Below are 16,459 nucleotides of genomic sequence, written 5' to 3' on the forward strand. Positions count from 1 at the left end.
GTGGCGCTTGAGCTTTTGGATTACCTCCGCCGCCATTATCTGGCCCTGTTGCAAGAGCGCTATCAAGCCGACAAAGATCCAAGCAGCCATTGGGACGATACTTCTTGGCTGGAGTGGATTGCCAAGAAGCGCGGAGCGGTTTTGAGCGGCGGACGGGTCAACTATCAAAAGGCCGCTGAAAATATCCTGACCGATTTCCGAGAAGGCAAAATCGGCAGAATCACGCTGGAAACGCCAAACCAATGGGAGGCTTGGCTGAAAAAAGCCAGACAGAAAGAAGCCGAACTTAAAGCCATTCGCGAAGCCAGAAAGGCGGAACGAAAAGGGCAGCAGCCTTCAGCCGATTAATACAAAAGGCCGTCTGAAATCTATTTTCAGACGGCCTTTTGTTGGGATAGACAATTACAGGGCGGTACGGCTGAAGCTGTCCAGAGCTTTATCGGTTTGGATTTGGTTGAACTGCATGGTGGTTTTGTCGCCTTGCTTTTCGTCCAATTCGATTTTACGTACCAGCGTATCGCCGTTGATTTCGATACGATTGAAGATTTGGCGGGTAATGGCGGTTTTCGGAGTCAGGGTCAACGTCCATTTTTTTTCGTTGCCGTTTAATTTCAAATCAAATTGTTTTTCCAAGCCTTGGGTATTGCCGCCCAAAAGGTCGAGGAAGAGTTTGATTTGGCGGCTTTGGCCGTTAAGCTTGCTGGCATTTGGGTTGACCCATTGGCTGCCGTTCCATTGCATGATGCCGTCTGAACGCACGCGCAGGGTGGTTTCAAATGGTTTTTGCATTTTCCAGAGCAGGCCTTTTTGTGGGACAAGGGTAAAGCTGCCGCTGGTGGTCATGGGTTTGCTGAGGGATTTGAGCTGGCGTTGTTGGACAAAATTGCCTTGCACGTTTTGCGGTTTTTGCAGGGTTTGTGCCAATTCGGCAGGGGAAAATGCCCACAAGGACGGAGCGCTGATGAGGAGAGTAAGAGAAAGAATGGTTTTTTTCATTGTGTTTCCTATAAGGTCTGAGGCCGTCTGAAAGTTCAGACGGCCTTTTATTGCTTTAATTATAAGGCTGACAATGCCTGATTAAAGGTTGCGCTCGGACGCATCGCTTGCGCGGCTTTTTCAGGATTGGCTGCGTAGTAGCCGCCGATATCGACTGCTTTGCCTTGTACGGCAGAGAGTTCTTCAACGATTTTGGCTTCGTCGGCAGTCAAAGCGGCTGCCAACGGCGCAAATACGGCTTTCAGTTCGGCATCTTTGTCTTGCGCCGCCAATTCTTGCGCCCAGTAGAGGGTGAGGTAGAAATGGCTGCCGCGATTGTCGAGTTCGCCTGCTTTACGTTTGGGCGATTTGTCGTTCAACAGCAGTTTTTCGGTGGCGGCATCCAGCGTGTCGGCGAGGACTTGGGCTTTGGTATTGCCGGTTTTTTGCGCCAGATGTTCAAACGATACGGCAAGCGCGAGGAATTCGCCCAAAGAGTCCCAACGCAAGTGGTTTTCTTCGAGGAATTGTTGGACGTGTTTCGGTGCGGAGCCGCCCGCGCCGGTTTCAAACATACCGCCGCCGTTCATCAATGGAACGATGGACAGCATTTTCGCACTAGTGCCGAGTTCCAAAATCGGGAACAAGTCGGTCAGGTAGTCGCGCAGGACGTTGCCGGTTACGGAAATGGTGTCTTCGCCGTTTTTCAGACGGCCCAAGCTGAATTTAGCGGCTTCTTCAGGCGCGAGGACGCGGATGTCGAGGCCGTCGGTATCCAGTTCGGCAAGGTAGGTTTTAACCTTGGCGAGCAGGCTCTTGTCGTGCGGACGGTTTTCGTCGAGCCAGAACACGGCTGGTGTATTGCTCAGGCGGGCGCGGTTGACGGCGAGTTGTACCCAGTCTTTAACCGGCGCGTCTTTGGTTTGGCACATACGCCAGATGTCACCGGCTTCAACGTCGTGTTGCATCAGGACATTGCCTGCTGCATCGATGACTTGAACCTGACCGTCGGCTTCGATTTCGAAGGTTTTGTTGTGTGAACCGTATTCTTCGGCTGCCTGCGCCATCAGACCGACATTGGGCACCGTACCCATGGTTGTCGGATCGAACGCGCCGTGTTCGCGGCAGAAGTCGATGGTTGCTTGGTAAACACCGGCATAGCTGCTGTCCGGAATGACGGCTTTGGTATCTTGCGCTTTGCCGTCTTTGTCCCACATGCGACCGGAGTTACGAATCATCGCAGGCATAGAAGCATCGACGATGACATCGCTAGGAACGTGCAGGTTGGTGATGCCTTTGTCGGAATCGACCATCGCCAAATCAGGGTTGGCGGCGTAAACGGCGGCGATTTCAGCTTCAACGGCAGCGCGGGTGTCCGCATCCAGTTTGTCAAGATTGGCAAGCAGGTTGCCGAAGCCGTTGTTGACGTTGACACCTGCGGCAGCCAGTTTGTCGCCGAATTTTTCAAATACAGGCGCGAAGAATACTTTGACGGCGTGTCCGAAGATAATCGGGTCGGACACTTTCATCATGGTGGCTTTCATGTGCAGCGAGAACAAAACGCCTTTTGCTTTCGCGTCTTTCACTTGTTCGGCAAGGAAGGCGAGCAGGGCTTTTTTGCTCATCACGGTCGCGTCGATGATTTCGCCGGCTTTCAGGGCAACAGGCTCGCGCAGCTCTTTTTTGTTGCCTTGTTTGTCGGTAAACACGATGGATACGGAAGTCGCATCGGGTACGGTAACGGATTGTTCGTTATGGAAAAAGTCGCCGCTTTGCATGGTGGCAACGTGGGTTTTGGAGTCTTTCGTCCATGCGCCCATGCTGTGCGGATGTTTTTTCGCAAAGTTTTTCACTGCTTTAGGCGCTCGGCGGTCGGAGTTGCCTTCGCGCAGGACAGGGTTTACCGCGCTGCCTTTGATGCGGTCGTAGCGTTCGCGTACGGCTTTTTCTTCATCGGTTTGCGGGTCGGCAGGATAGTCGGGAACGGCAAAGCCTTTAGACTGCAATTCTTTAATTGCGGCAGTCAGTTGCGGTACGGATGCGCTGATGTTCGGCAGTTTGATCACGTTGGCATCGGGCTGTTTCACCAGTTCGCCCAACTCGGCAAGCGCATCGGGTACGCGCTGCGCTTCAGTCAGGTATTCGGGGAACGCCGCCAAAATACGGCCGGAGAGAGAAATGTCGCTGGTTTTGACATCAATATCGGCGTGGCGGGTAAACGCCTGCACAATCGGCAACAGGGATTGGGTGGCCAATGCAGGAGCTTCGTCGGTGTAGGTATAGATAATGGTGGATTTAGTCATGGGTTCATTCTCTATGTAGGTTAAGTTTTTCTTTTCGGGCACATCGCGAGATGAAATGTGCTAAGCCTATTATGGCATATTTCGGCGGATTTGGTTGTTGTTTTGATGTTATTGTTTTTTAAGTTGCGGAAAAGAAAAAGGCCGTCTGAAAAGACAGCCTAAATATAAGGACTTATCCGATAATCAAAACGGCATTGCTGCCGCCGAAGGCAAAAGACGAGCTGGCGGCAATGCGTTTTTCAGACGGCCAGCGGCTGTTGCCGTCGGTCAAAGCGATGTTGGGCAGCTCGGAATCGGGTACGTTGTCCCATTGTTGGGGCGGCAGTTTGCCTTCCGGATTGTATTGGCGGTTGACCATCAACCAGGCAAACGCGGCTTCGATCGCACCGGCTGCACCCAAAGTATGACCGGTGGACGGTTTGGTTGAGGTGCAAAGGGTGCGGCTGCCAAATACTTCGGCAACGGCCCGGCTTTCCATGCTGTCGTTGTGTTGCGTGCCGGTGCCGTGCAGATTGATCCAGCCGATGTCTTCCGCTTTCAAACCGGCTTTATCCAAAGCAGCCTGAAAGGATTGGGCCGCCCCCAAACCATCAGGGCGGGGAGAAGACATATGGTAGGCATCGCTGCTTGCACCGTAGCCCAGCAACTGCATTTCGCCGTCAAAATCGGCATCGCGCGTCATTACGAAAAATGCGGCCGCTTCGCCGATATTGATGCCGTTGCGGTTGGCGGAAAAAGGCTTGGCAATGCCGTCTGAAAGCACTTCCAAAGAGGCAAAACCATTGATCGTCAGCGGAGAAAGCGTATCTGCGCCGCCGCAAATCACAGCATCACACAATCCGGCACGAAGCAGCCGGGCTGCGCTGATGAGGGCGCGTGCACCGGAAGTGCAGGCGGTGGAAACGGTATAGCGCAAGCCGTCCAGACCGTAAACTTGGGCGATAAATTCGGAGGGCGAAGCCATGGTGTGTTGCAGCTGCTTGAACGGAACATCCGTCCATCCACCGCCTTGGACAATGTGTTGGAACAAAGGGATATTTTCGTCTGCGCCACTGGTGGACGTACCGGTAACGACAGCGACCCTTTCTTTGCCGTAACGGGCAATGGCCGTCTGAATCAGTCCGTCTATTTGCGAAAGCGCGTGCAGGATAAGCTGGTTGTTGCGGCTGCGATGCGCTTCGGGAATGCTGTCGGGCAGAGGCATCAGGGTTTCTTTGACTGCACCGAAAGCATGCGTTTTGCCTTTGACCCATTGGTCTGAAAAAGTCAGGGGCGTGTTTTCAGACGGCGTGAGCAAGGCATCGGCATGAACTTGCAAGCCGCTGCCCAATGCGCTGGTCAGTGCCGGACGGCTGAGATAAACAGGAGTATTCATGAATTAGTCTTCTGCAATCGGGCTGACCGTCCAGAAAGTTTGGTCGGGGAAGCCGATGAGGAATTGTTCGGAATGGTGGGCGACACACCACAAATCACGCTCGCGGTAGCTGAACACCGCGCCTTTGCCGTCAGGGCAGAAGCCTTGATGGGTGGCATTTTGTTGGCGGGCTTCAGGGTAAAGCGTGGCGGCGTGTTCGGCGGCCAAAAGCGGTAATAAGGCGGCAAACAGTCGGCGCGAAGTGGCATTGGGCATCACAAAGCCGTCGTTTTTCCAGCCTTTGGTGCTGACCGATTGACGTGATACCGGCGCGCCCAGTGCATCGGTTTGGACAAAGCGGATGCCGTCTGAATGAGGCTCGACTGCCAAGAGATTGGTTTGAACGGTTTGCCCCGCCGCATTTGTCTGCTCAAGTTTGAACCATTGGCCTTCTTTGGAAAGCGGCGGCAGCGTTTGCGGATGAGGGAGCGAGGTTGCGCATGCAGAAAGCAGCAGTGTGGCAAGCAAAGGGATAAATCGCATAAGGTTTTATCTATCGGTCAAAATATTTAATGATGAGGGTAGATTTTCAGACGGCCTGTTCTGTTTTCAGGCGAGGCCGTCTGAAAGGCATTCGTCCTTATTCTACCTTCAAATCGCCCACCAATGCGGCAAGTGTGGACAAGCGTTGCTCGGATTTTTCCACGAATGGATTGTTCGTGTCCCAAGCGTAGCCTGCCAAAATAGACGAAATCATGCGGCTGATTTCAGGACTGCGGTTGGGCGCGTAGATGGCATTTTGGAAGCGGAAATCGTACCAACCGTTTACATAAGTGCGGAATGCGTTCACGCCGATCATCAGTTGGTCGGCAAATTCGGTTTGCCAATCGACGGCTTCGCCTTTGAGTTGTTTGGCCAACAAGTCGGCAGCCAGTTTGGCAGAGTGCAGGGCAATGGTTACGCCGGAGGAGAAGACGGGGTCGAGGAATTCGGCGGCGTTGCCCAAAAGGGCGAAATGTTTGCCGTATAAGGTTTTCACGTTGGCAGAGTAGCCTTGGATGGAGCGGAACGGGAAGTCGTTTTCCCAAACGGCTTTATCCAAGATTTCCGCCAGCATCGGGCATTCGTACACAAATTTTTTCAACACGGCTTCTGATTCGCCGGCCAGCTTGTCGGGCGTACCGACAACGCCGATGGAGCAGCGGTTGTCGCCGAAAGGAATCAGCCAAATCCAGACATCGCGATGTTCCGGATGCGTGTTGATCAGGATTTTGTTGCGGTCGAATTTCGGGCTGGTGATGTTGTCGTCGATATGCGTGAAGTGGGCTTGGCGAGGAGGCAGCTCGGACGGGCTTTCCAAGTCCAAAAGGCGGGGTAGGACGCGGCCGTAACCGCTGGCATCCAAAACGAATTTAGCGGTCAATTCATAGTTTTCGCCTGTATCGGTCTCAACGCTCAAACGTGCCACATCGCCGCTGTTGTCAAACGCGGTTACGCCGTGTCCGAAGCGGACATCGACGCCTTGTTTTGCCGCTTCATCAATCAGGATTTTGTCGAAGATGCCGCGGCGCACTTGATAAATGGTGCCGGGGCCGTCTGAAAATTTTTCAGTAAAGTTGAAATCTGTGTAACGGCTGCCCCATGAAAACGCAGCGCCGTCTTTAAATTGAAAGCTGGGTTCGGCATGCACTGCGTCGGCAAAACCGGCTTCTTCCAACATTTCCATGCAATGCGGCAACAGGCTTTCGCCGATGACAAAGCGTGGGAAATGTTGTTTTTCCAATACGCAAACTTTAAAGCCTTGTTTGTTCAGCAAAGCGGAAGCAACCGAACCTGAAGGACCTGCGCCGATAACGGCAACGTCAAATTCTACGGACATTTTAAAATACCTTTGATTTTAATGATAAATAATGTTTAAACCAGCGTCTGAAGTTTTTCAGACGACCTCTTACAACGTGACGATAGAAGTTGAAACAAAATATCGCCTTAATTTAATCGTCTTCATCTTATGTCTAATTTTTCAATAATGTGCCTGCCAGCCAAATATTGAATGCCACGCCGATGGTAACCGTCATGCCGAACGCGGCAACGGCGGGCGTGCTGCTGATGGCGAGCAGGGCAAAGGAAATGGCAGTTGTCGCGGCGGCAAGCAGCATACCGCCTAATTTTGTCGGCGCGCTGTGATGTGCGGTGGCGGCATAGACGGCATAGTCCACACCGATGGCGGACACTAAAAGCAGGCCGAACATGGCAAACAGGCTGACGGGAATACCGGCCAAACCGAGTACGGCAACGGTGCAGATGGCGGCGGCCAGCGGCACGGCAAGGATTTTGCTGCCGCGTTTGAAACCGAACATTTTCCACAAAAGCAGCCATGCCAAGGCATAGGAAGCCAGTTTCAACCATGCGGCCTGATTGCGCGTGTGGTGGAAAAGCTCGTTTAAGTGGGCGCGTTTGTCTGCCCAATGTATGCCGGAGACGTGTTGCACTGCGGCGCGTACGGCGGCTTCATCGGCCATGCCGTTCAAACGCACGACGGCAGCAAAACGGCCTGGTTCCACTTCGCCCAAATACAAGGAACGCCAAGCTTCTGCCAAATCGGTATTCAGGCCGTCTGAAAGCGACAATGGTTGCGTATCGGCGGCTTGCAGCAGGGCATCGCGCACAGTTTTGCGCGGAATACCGATTTCTGTGAGCGGTTTCCAGCTATCAGGCAACTTGGTCAATTCGCGCAGGCGATTTTGCAGTTTTTGCTGTTCCGTTGTCGCCAGGATGAATTGGTCTGGCGATTGGATGCCGGAAAGTTTGCCTTGCGCGATTAAGGGCTGCAGGGCGTGGCCGAGTTCGGCGGTTTTCTTCAACAGGGCATCTTCGCTTTGTGCTTCGGCCACCAAATATTTGCCGCCAAAATCCGTACCGCTCAACCGGCCGATTTGTTGTACTTCTGTCAACATCGCGGTCGGCATATTGACCCATTGACGGATGTCGTCACGCCAGTCGCTGCGCCACAATCCGACTGCCAGCAAAATTCCGCCCACGATTAACCAGCCGCGTTTGTGCAGGCGGTTTTTCAGACGGCCTGACAAGGAATAGAGCTTTTCGGTTAATGCGGCAAAAGGCACGGTTTTGGCACGATAGCGGCGAAACAGCGGCGGCAGCCATAAAACGGTGGCACCAAACGCGCCAAATAAGGCAAAGCCTGAAAATACGGCGGTTTGGCGCAGTACAGGCAAAGGGGTGAACCACAGCAGCGCGTAGCCCAAGACGGTAATCGTCAGGCTGACGGCAAAGCTCGGCAAGACATGTTTTATTGCCGATTCGGCCTGCCAAACGGTCTTTTCAGACGGCCCGAATACCGACGGCGCAAGCCAGTGCAACGGGAAATCCACCAACATGCCCACCAAGCTGGTGCCGATGACGATGGTCAGGATATGCACTTCGACGAAGGTTAATAACGCAACCGCCAGTCCGGTCAACATACCGGCTGCCAGTGGCAAGGACAGCAAAAATACGCGGCCGCTGCGGAAGACCCACAACAGCAACGCAAAGGTCAGCCCAAGCCCGACCATACTCATCAGCCGGCTTTCTTTTTCTGCGGCTGCTTTGGATACGGCGGCGAACAATGCGCCACCTGCGCTTAAGGTTTCCGCGCCGTTTTCCGAAGCGATTTGACGGCTTTGTGCCATCAGCGGCAAGAGGGCGTCGTTGCCGGAAAATTGATCGCCGCCGGCGAGCCGTCCGCGCAAAAATACCCAAGTTTTGCCTTGGTCTTCGGCAAACAGCATGCCGTTGTCCATGTCCCACTGCAAACGGCTTTGCGGATTGGCTTTGTCGGCAACAAAGCGTCCAAAGCCCAGCCAGTCTTGTTCTAAAGACAAAGGGGAGGGGGCGGCAAACGGATTGGCCGCGGCTTCTGCGCGCGCTTGAAAATAGGCTTGCGGCTGCTCAAACAGCAGGCGGATTTCGTCTTGCGGCAAAACGGCCAAGCCCAGTTTCTGCATATCCGCCCGCACTTTGTCCAAATTCGGCGTCATGCTGCTGTCGACTTGTTCAAATACGCCGCTCTTGCGCCATGCGTCGGCAATTTGTGAGGCCGTCTGAAAAGCGGTTTCGGCATCGGTACTGCCGGCAAGCAAAATGACTTGCGAATTGAGCTGTGCTTCTGCGGCTTTATCCGCGGCCGTCAGTAAGGCATCGGGTTGCTGCTCGCTTGGCAACAGTGCAGTCAAATCGGTTTGGATACGCGCTTGTGAAGCAAAGGCATAAACCAAAAACAGGGTAAGAAACAGGATAAGGGCAGTATAGAGGCGGTTTAGGAGGCGAAGATTCATCGTTCAGACGGCCTTTTGCAAATGCTGCTGTTGGTGTGTGGAATCAGTAAAAGTACAGTAAATTAAATCAGATTATTATTATTTTGTCAGTTATTAGATGGTTTGCCGGTCGATTAAATCATTGGATTTGAGCGAACCGAAAAACTGCCATTGCAGGGCGACGGCTTTTCCCTGCCAAACGCAGGCAAGTGCCATCGTATCCGCCAAAATCGCGCTTGTACCGCGCCAATCGGTTTGCTTTCCGGCGTGTAAACCGACGGGTTGTCCCAAATCGAAAATATAGCCGACCAATTTCATGTCTGACGGGAAATCCAAATTCGCCGCTTTAATCAAGGCTTCCTTGAAACACCACAATCGGTAAAACGTTTCAGACGGCCAGTTTGCCGTTTCCAAAAAGTCTTGTTCTTCCTGCGTGCAGACCAAAGCCGACAGCGCTTTGAAATCGCGCGGGCGGATAAATTCGATATCGACACCGGCTGTTAAGGGATGAGGCGCACACAATAAAGCGGCAAAGCCTTGGCTGTGGCTCAGCGATACAGTCGGCAAATCGGTTTGCTGTTTTAATGCTCGGCTGACTTGCCAGTCTTGACGCTGCGCCAGTTGCGGCGTGGCAGCCAAACGTTGGGAATCGGCTGCGTTTAGGGAGGCATGGTCGTAGCAGGCGGCAAAAGACGGATCGGCCAGCAGGCAGTGAAGGGTTGTCGTATCCATAAAATAGAAAAATGCCAAACTTCATCTTGAAGTCCGGCATTTTTGACATTGCTTAGTGGAAGCTGCCTTTCAAAACCACACGGCTGTTGAATGTAGCGATGTGGCATTCGTACTCGTTACCGCCTTTGGTTACTTTGTCAAAGTAGCTAACCAGATGAACGGATTTGGCTTTTTTGCGATGCGCAGTACTTTGGAAGCGTTTAACTGCGCTTAAGAATGCGCGTTGGCAGGTTTCATCAGGGGTTTTGCCGACTGAGTTGGAGATTTGACGGGAAGTCAAAGTCGCGCCGGATGTGCTGCCGTAGTGAACGCGGATGCTGGGGTCCAAAGCGGATTTGGCTTCGGCAGAGTTCAAAGCTACATCGACTTTACACATATAAATATCGTTTTGACCTTTGCCATTGACTTTATGGCCTTCACCCATGCTGCGGCAGGCAGAACCGGCGGCAGTTGTTTTTTGAGTAGAAGTTTGAGAGGAAGAAGTAGATGGTTGAGAATTGCCGGATTGTGAGCAAGCGGCAAGCATCAGGGCGGATACGGCAACCAAAGCAGAAAAACGTAACATACGAACTCCTTTATAATAAGGGGTGTGAAAAAAGGTTTACAGAAAACAAAATCATTTTAACATATATGAAAGCCGTATAAAAATAGGATGATGTAAAAAATATTATATTTTTATTTAAATGATTTCATGGTGTTAAGAAAGTTTGGGGCGGTAATGCTTGACGAAGGAGGGTAGAGGGCGTATATTGCGATCTTCCTTAGGAGTAATGGCTGAGAGGCTGAAGGCACTTCCCTGCTAAGGAAGCATGTGGGGTCAACCTGCATCGAGGGTTCGAATCCCTCTTACTCCGCCAAATATGAAAGACACCGTTTATACGGTGTCTTTTTTATTATCCGGAATTTCTTGGAATCTAAGGCCGTCTGAAAGTGTGAAATGAACGATTTGATTATCCTAAACAAGCCTTATGGCGTGATTTGCCAGTTTTCTGCACATGAAAAACATCCGTGCCTTAAGGATTTTGTCGAGAAACCGGGATTCTATCCGGCCGGACGTTTGGATACGGACAGCGAGGGTTTGCTGCTGCTGACCAATAATGGCCGTTTGCAGGCGCAGATTGCCGACCCGAAATTCAAGCAGGTCAAAACTTATTGGGCGCAGGTGGAGGGTTCTCCTGATGAAGCCAAATTGGATTTATTGCGCCGTGGTGTAGATTTGGGCGATTTTGTGACCCGTCCGGCTGAGGTCAGGGTCTTGGAAGAGGGTGAGGCAGATGTTTTATGGCCGCGCGTGCCGCCGATTCGCGTGCGCAAGTCCGTGCCTGATTTTTGGGTGGAAATCAAAATTTCGGAAGGGAAAAACCGCCAAGTGCGAAGGATGACGGCGAAAGCAGGCTTTCCATGTTTACGCTTGGTCCGCGTGGCAATAGGCCGTCTGAATCTGTTTGATTTGAATTTGGAATTGGGACAATGGCAGTTTGCGCCGTATAAACCTTGATTAAAATCATTAAAATTAAAATTAATAATAAAATACTAATCCATGAAATTGTCTGATAAAATATTAAATATTGTTATTTATATTTAATATTTATTTATTTTTGTGAAATTTAAAATTACTGCCTGAGGTTATGAAATGTCAGAACATACTACGCTGATTATTAATTGGAAAGGTCCATACTCATACGATGATATTACTAACAATCCAGAGTTGAGAAATGGATTGTATCTTGCGGCAGGCAAACAAAAATATGAAAGAGGTGATAATTCCATCCAATATTGTGGCATTACAGAAGGAAATTTCTCCTCAAGATTTAGGAATCATCACAAACTCCCACTTATTACAAGAGAACAGGAATTTTGGTTGGGAACAGTGGTTGTGCCAGCAAATGCGAGCCGTTATTATCTTGAAATGGCTGAAGCACTGATTATTTATTTCTGGCAACCCTCTTTAAACGAAAAGAAAAAAATTTCTCCACCTAAATCAACAACAGTAATAAATTATTGGTTCACAAAAGACGGACAGCCTAGATTCAACCAGCGAGCTATTTATAGAGATTTACCAGATGTTCTATCATGGGATACAGAACATTGGAGAACAGGTAACCTAACTGTTTACACAGATTACTAAAATTTTATTTCTCAAAAATATCTTAATTTTAAAATATAGATAAAAAGGTCGTCTGAAACCCCTGCAATACGGTTTTCAGACGACCTTTGTTATTGGGTATTAATGATGCGTATGGCCAATTTGGAAAGTCAAAGTGGTGTAGTTCGCCTGTTTTTGACACACGCTTTGATCGGGGAAATCGGCTTTGTGTTCTACGCTGGCTTTCCAGAAACCTTGGCGCAATGGAATGATGCTGACTTCGCCTTTGTCATCGGTGGTATCGGAGAAGGCTTGGGCTTCGGTTTTATGGGTTTTGCTGCGGTCGCTGGTGTCGAAGCCGTCAAATGTGGCGGTAACGGTGGCGTTCGGCAGCGGCTCGCCATTGAAGAGGACGCGGACTTTGAAGCGTTCGCCGACGTGGACGTTGGCAGGGTTGTCTAAAGGAACGATTTCCAAATGTTGGCCGACTTGTTTGGTGATGATGGCGGTATCTGCGCTTTCGTGGCCGACATTGACGATGTTTTTACCGAACATACGGGTTTGTTCGCAATAGCTTGCATCAGGCATTTCTTTGATGCTTGCCTGCTTCCAACCTGCGCTGTTTTTAGACCAGAAAGTCGGTTGGTATTCGGCAGTTACCAAATAGCTGCCGTCTTTGACCGGCAGTTTGCTGCGGTATTGGTAATTGTATGTGCCTTTTTGAATCATGTTTTCTTTGCCTTTTTCAGTCACCAGTTGCATGGGTTTGCTGAAAATGTGCAGACGGTCTTTGGCGATGGGCTCGAGCTCCGGGAATTCGCCGTAGCCCAATTCGGCTTCAAGGTATTCGCCGCCATGTGTGTGGGCGGTTTCAACCCAAACGCGGTGGGCGTGTGCGGCAGTACTGAACAGGAAGGCAGATGCGATAAGCAAAGCGGTTTTTTTCATGATTCCTCTCCGATTTTCGATGTGTAGAAAAGATAGAATAAATTCGTTCGTTATAATATAACAAAATTATTTAAATTTAAAGAGAGGCCGTCTGAAAACTTTCAGACGGCCTTTTAGCTGATTGTTTTTTGAATCAGATTATCGAAACGGTTTAGTCCCCGTCACGACAGACGTCAATCGCTTCCTGCAAACTGCTGACGCCGTAGATTTTCAGGTTTGGAAACTCTTTGGCATTGCGCGGCATGTTGGCTTTGGGGACGATGGCGCGTTTGAAGCCGAGTTTTTCCGCTTCTTTGAGCCGCTCTTGCCCACGTGCGACAGGGCGGACTTCTCCGCTTAAACCGATTTCGCCGAAAACCACGGTTTTTTCAGGCATGGGGCGGTTGCGGAAGCTGGAGAGCATGGCGAGGATGACGGCGAGGTCGGCGGCAGGTTCGCCGATTTTGACGCCGCCGACGGCGTTGAGGAACACGTCTTGGTCGAAGCAGGCGATGCCGCCGTGGCGGTTGAGGACGGCGAGCAGCATGGCGAGGCGGTTTTGTTCGAGGCCAACGGTGAGGCGTTTGGGGGTAAAGCCGTGCGCATCATCGACCAATGCCTGAATTTCGACCAGAAGCGGGCGGCTGCCTTCCTGCGTGACCAAAACGCACGAGCCGGGCGTGTCGTCGCGGTAGCTGGCAAGGAAGATGGCGGATGGGTTGGACACGCCTTTCAAACCGTTTTCGGTCATGGCGAATACGCCCAATTCGTTTGCCGCGCCGAAGCGGTTTTTGATGGCGCGTATCATGCGGTAGTTGGAATGTTGGTCGCCCTCGAAATACAGCACGGTATCGACCATGTGTTCCAGCACGCGCGGGCCGGCAATCGCGCCGTCTTTGGTAACGTGTCCGACCAGTATCATGGCAATGCCCATCTGTTTTGCCATACGCGTCAGTTGGGCGGCGCATTCGCGCACCTGCGATACGGAGCCGGGGGCGGAAGTGATTTGGTCGGAATACATGGTTTGGATGGAGTCGATGACGACGACTTCGGGCTGATGCTGTTTCAATGCCGCTTGAATCGCTTCCATGCGGATTTCGGCAAGCAGGTTCACGCCTTCGGTCGGCAGTTCCAAACGTTGCGCGCGCAGGGCGACCTGTTGGGCGGATTCTTCACCGGAAACGTACAGCACTTTGCGGCTTTGCGCCATTTTGGCGATGGTTTGCAACAATAGCGTGGATTTGCCGATGCCGGGGTCGCCGCCGAGCAGGATGACCGCGCCATCGACCAAACCACCGCCCAATACGCGGTCAAGCTCGCCCATGCCGGTCGGATTACGCGGCACTTCGGTAGCGGTAACGGCGGAGAGGGATTGGACGGTCGAAGTGTCCGCCGCCCAAGATTGAAAGCGGGCGTTTTTCGGCTCAGGCGCGGCCAGGCTTTCCTGAAGTGTGTTCCACTCGCCGCAATGCGGGCATTTACCCTGCCATTTCGGGGAAGTGCCGCCGCATTCGGAACATTGGTAGATGGTTTTGGGGGCTTTTGCCATGGTGTTTTGTTTCCGCAGTATTTAGTGGGAAGGCCGTCTGAAAAGTGAGGGAAGTTTTCAGACGGCCTTGAGATTATGGGCGTGTTTTTTTGCTGTTTTCAAGATGGTTGAGTATTTTATCCGGATCTTGCTTAAAGTAGCTGGTTTGGTTGCCACTGGCTTTGTCAGTCAATTCCAACATGCCGGGCAGGCCTTTGATCATGAGGATTCTGGCTTTTATGGTACTTTTTTCACCTATTTTTTGTTTGTTTTGTTCTTCTTTGCCGTTGATGGAGGTTTTATAGTCAGTTACGGTTTGGTGGATTTCTTGTTTTTTCTCGTCAAATGTCCAATTAAAGTCCTGTCTGATGGTGAAGATTTTGTTGGTGGCTTTGAAACTCATTATGGCGATGTCTGTGCCAGTGTTGTCGGGGTTAAAGATGGTTGTGTTAATAAGGGCACCTTCTTCGTTTTCGACTGCATTGCCCCAGAAACCGTGTAGGTTTTCACCGGTAATTTTGTTGGCAATGTACATTTCAGAGGCTTGTTCGGGTTTGGCTGCCAATGATATCGGGGAGTTTAGGAGGAATAGGCCGGTCAGGATAGGGAAGATGAGTCTGGAAATGTTCATGTTTGTTCTTGCCTTGGAGTAGGGAGGTGTTTATAGGCCGTCTGAAAATGGGAAAATTTTCAGACGGCCTTTTATCGGGTAAAGAAGGGTTTATTTTTTGCTGTCTTTATCCGCATCTTTTTTCGGTGCAGGTTTTTTCGCTGCTAAGCCCAAAGATTTTTGCCATTCGGCTGGATTTTTCACTAAGTCCAAGGCTTTGCGGAGCTGATCGTCTTTGGCCGGATTGGGAATGCGGCGGCTGGAGATGTCTTCGTCTTTGTCTTTTTTAGACTTATCTTTATCGGCTTTGGTTTCTGTGTTGGCAGGCGTTTCGTTGCTGCTGTTGACGTCTTGGCCGCCCAGCGGATTGCCGATATGACCGACCAAATCGGCTTCGCGGCTTTCAAAGGCGCGGTCTTTGTCTTTGACTTCAATGTCGGGGACGATGCCTTGCGCCTGAATCGAGCGGTCGTTTGGCGTGTAGTACAGCGCGGTGGTCAATTTGACTGCGCTGCCGCCGGAAAGCGGAATCAGGGTTTGCACCGAGCCTTTGCCGAAACTTTGTGTGCCGACGACGACGGCGCGTTTGTGGTCTTGCAATGCGCCGGCAACGATTTCGGAAGCGGAGGCAGAGCCTGCGTTAATCAGGACGGTCATAGGAATGGTTTTCAGCTCGGCAGGCAATCCGGCCAACGGGTCTTTGCCGCTGGTGGTGATGTAGTCTTCGGCAGTTGCTTTGAGAACCATGCCTTCTTTTTTGTTGCGGCCTTTGGTGCTGACAACGGTTACGTCAGGTTGCAGGAAGGCTGCGGATACGCCGACTGCGCCGTTGAGCAGGCCGCCCGGGTCGTCGCGCAAGTCGAGGATGATGCCTTTGAGCGGGCCTTTGTTTTCTTTGACAAGGGCTTGTGCAGCTTCATTGAGCGCGGCAACGGTGCGCTCTTGGAATTGGGAGACGCGGATGTAGCCGTAGTCTTTTTCAAGCAGATGATGGCGCACGCTTTTGACTTTAATGATAGCGCGGGTCAGGTTGACGACAATGGGTTTGTCGGCATTTTTGCGTGAAAGGGTCAGGGTGATTTTGGTACCCGGTTTGCCGCGCATTTTTTTGACGGCTTCGCTGACGGTCAGGCCGCGGGTAGAGGTATTGTCGATTTTGACGATGAAGTCGCCGCTTTTTACGCCGGCGCGTTCTGCAGGCGTATCTTCAATCGGGGCAACGACTTTGACGAAGCCGTCTTCTTGTCCGATTTCCATGCCCAGGCCGCCGAATTCGCCGCTGGTGGATTCTTTCATTTCGGCATAGCCTTTTTTGTCCATATACTCGGAATGCGGATCGAGATCGGACACCATGCCTTTCATTGCGCCTTCAAAGAGCTCGGCATCGGGTTTGTCTTGGTAATAGTTGGCTTTGATTTGGCCGTACACTTCTGCCATGGTGCGGATGGTCTGCACGGGCAGGGCCTCGTTGTCTTTTTTGTCTTTTTCGGCGGCAAAACTTTGTACACTCAGACTGAGGGCGATGCCGCTAAATGCGCCGAGAGTGTAGATTGCAACTTTTTTCAAAGTGGATTTTGTTGACATTCGTTTGACTTTCTTTTTGTGTACGGTAAGCAAAGTGGTTTTTGTTTTCT

Annotated in this window: 14 protein-coding genes, 1 tRNA gene and 1 pseudogene; 4 read left to right on the forward strand and 12 right to left on the reverse strand. The window is 51.4% G+C overall.

The features are described 5' to 3' along the window. A pseudogene (locus ACTHUT_RS07145) lies at positions 1 to 348 on the forward strand (ribosome biogenesis GTPase YlqF); the annotation flags it as partial. A 54-nt stretch (positions 349 to 402) separates the two neighbouring features. On the opposite strand, the gene ACTHUT_RS07150 reads toward ACTHUT_RS07145, so the two are convergent. The 8 genes from ACTHUT_RS07150 to ACTHUT_RS07185 all read right to left on the reverse strand — a co-directional run bounded on the left by ACTHUT_RS07150 (position 403) and on the right by ACTHUT_RS07185 (position 10,239). Then, a complete protein-coding gene (locus tag ACTHUT_RS07150; protein WP_440386192.1) occupies positions 403 to 996 on the reverse strand; it encodes a LolA family protein in 594 nt (197 codons plus the stop codon). Between the two features lie 59 nt (positions 997 to 1,055). Next, complete coding sequence (locus ACTHUT_RS07155; RefSeq protein WP_440386193.1) at positions 1,056 to 3,278, reverse strand: NADP-dependent isocitrate dehydrogenase; 2,223 nt, start codon at positions 3,276 to 3,278, stop codon at positions 1,056 to 1,058. A gap of 172 nt (positions 3,279 to 3,450) precedes the next feature. Further along, entirely contained in the window at positions 3,451 to 4,653 is a 1,203-nt protein-coding gene (locus ACTHUT_RS07160; RefSeq protein WP_440386194.1) for a beta-ketoacyl-ACP synthase, read from the reverse strand. A gap of 3 nt (positions 4,654 to 4,656) precedes the next feature. Beyond that, positions 4,657 to 5,175 carry a hypothetical protein gene (locus tag ACTHUT_RS07165; RefSeq protein ID WP_440386195.1) on the reverse strand — a complete coding sequence of 173 codons (519 nt, stop codon included), beginning with the start codon at positions 5,173 to 5,175 and terminating at the stop codon, positions 4,657 to 4,659. A gap of 97 nt (positions 5,176 to 5,272) precedes the next feature. Continuing rightward, positions 5,273 to 6,511, reverse strand: a complete 1,239-nt coding sequence (locus tag ACTHUT_RS07170; protein ID WP_314576963.1) for an NAD(P)/FAD-dependent oxidoreductase — start codon at positions 6,509 to 6,511, stop codon at positions 5,273 to 5,275. Positions 6,512 to 6,644: 133 nt separating this feature from the next. After that, on the reverse strand, positions 6,645 to 8,963 hold the full coding sequence (locus tag ACTHUT_RS07175) for an MMPL family transporter (RefSeq protein WP_440386196.1): 2,319 nt from the start codon (positions 8,961 to 8,963) through the stop codon (positions 6,645 to 6,647). A gap of 93 nt (positions 8,964 to 9,056) precedes the next feature. Beyond that, positions 9,057 to 9,674 carry a 4'-phosphopantetheinyl transferase family protein gene (locus ACTHUT_RS07180; protein ID WP_440386197.1) on the reverse strand — a complete coding sequence of 206 codons (618 nt, stop codon included), beginning with the start codon at positions 9,672 to 9,674 and terminating at the stop codon, positions 9,057 to 9,059. Positions 9,675 to 9,726: 52 nt separating this feature from the next. Beyond that, complete coding sequence (locus tag ACTHUT_RS07185; protein WP_223168965.1) at positions 9,727 to 10,239, reverse strand: hypothetical protein; 513 nt, start codon at positions 10,237 to 10,239, stop codon at positions 9,727 to 9,729. 199 nt (positions 10,240 to 10,438) lie between these two features. Between ACTHUT_RS07185 and ACTHUT_RS07190 the strand changes: the two genes are divergently transcribed. The 3 genes from ACTHUT_RS07190 (at position 10,439) to ACTHUT_RS07200 (ending at position 11,802) form a co-directional block, all read left to right on the forward strand. Beyond that, positions 10,439 to 10,531, forward strand: a tRNA-Ser gene (locus tag ACTHUT_RS07190). Positions 10,532 to 10,611: 80 nt separating this feature from the next. Then, positions 10,612 to 11,172, forward strand: coding sequence for a pseudouridine synthase (locus ACTHUT_RS07195; RefSeq protein WP_440386198.1), 561 nt, complete (start codon positions 10,612 to 10,614; stop codon positions 11,170 to 11,172). Positions 11,173 to 11,307: 135 nt separating this feature from the next. Continuing rightward, positions 11,308 to 11,802 (forward strand): hypothetical protein, encoded by a 495-nt coding sequence (locus ACTHUT_RS07200; RefSeq protein WP_082013629.1) that lies wholly within the window; start codon positions 11,308 to 11,310, stop codon positions 11,800 to 11,802. 99 nt (positions 11,803 to 11,901) lie between these two features. Here the strand turns inward: ACTHUT_RS07200 and ACTHUT_RS07205 are convergent, their stop codons facing one another. The 4 genes from ACTHUT_RS07205 to ACTHUT_RS07220 form a co-directional block, all read right to left on the reverse strand. Then, positions 11,902 to 12,708: a DUF4198 domain-containing protein gene (locus tag ACTHUT_RS07205; protein ID WP_440386199.1), complete on the reverse strand. Its 807-nt coding sequence runs from the start codon at positions 12,706 to 12,708 to the stop codon at positions 11,902 to 11,904. 151 nt (positions 12,709 to 12,859) lie between these two features. Further along, entirely contained in the window at positions 12,860 to 14,236 is a 1,377-nt protein-coding gene (radA, locus tag ACTHUT_RS07210) for a DNA repair protein RadA (RefSeq protein WP_440364292.1), read from the reverse strand. A gap of 73 nt (positions 14,237 to 14,309) precedes the next feature. Next, positions 14,310 to 14,846: a hypothetical protein gene (locus ACTHUT_RS07215; RefSeq protein ID WP_440386200.1), complete on the reverse strand. Its 537-nt coding sequence runs from the start codon at positions 14,844 to 14,846 to the stop codon at positions 14,310 to 14,312. A 90-nt stretch (positions 14,847 to 14,936) separates the two neighbouring features. Next, positions 14,937 to 16,409, reverse strand: a complete 1,473-nt coding sequence (locus ACTHUT_RS07220; RefSeq protein WP_440386201.1) for a S41 family peptidase — start codon at positions 16,407 to 16,409, stop codon at positions 14,937 to 14,939. Positions 16,410 to 16,459 lie beyond the last annotated feature (50 nt).

The organism is Neisseria sp. P0022.S010 (assembly GCF_051956635.1).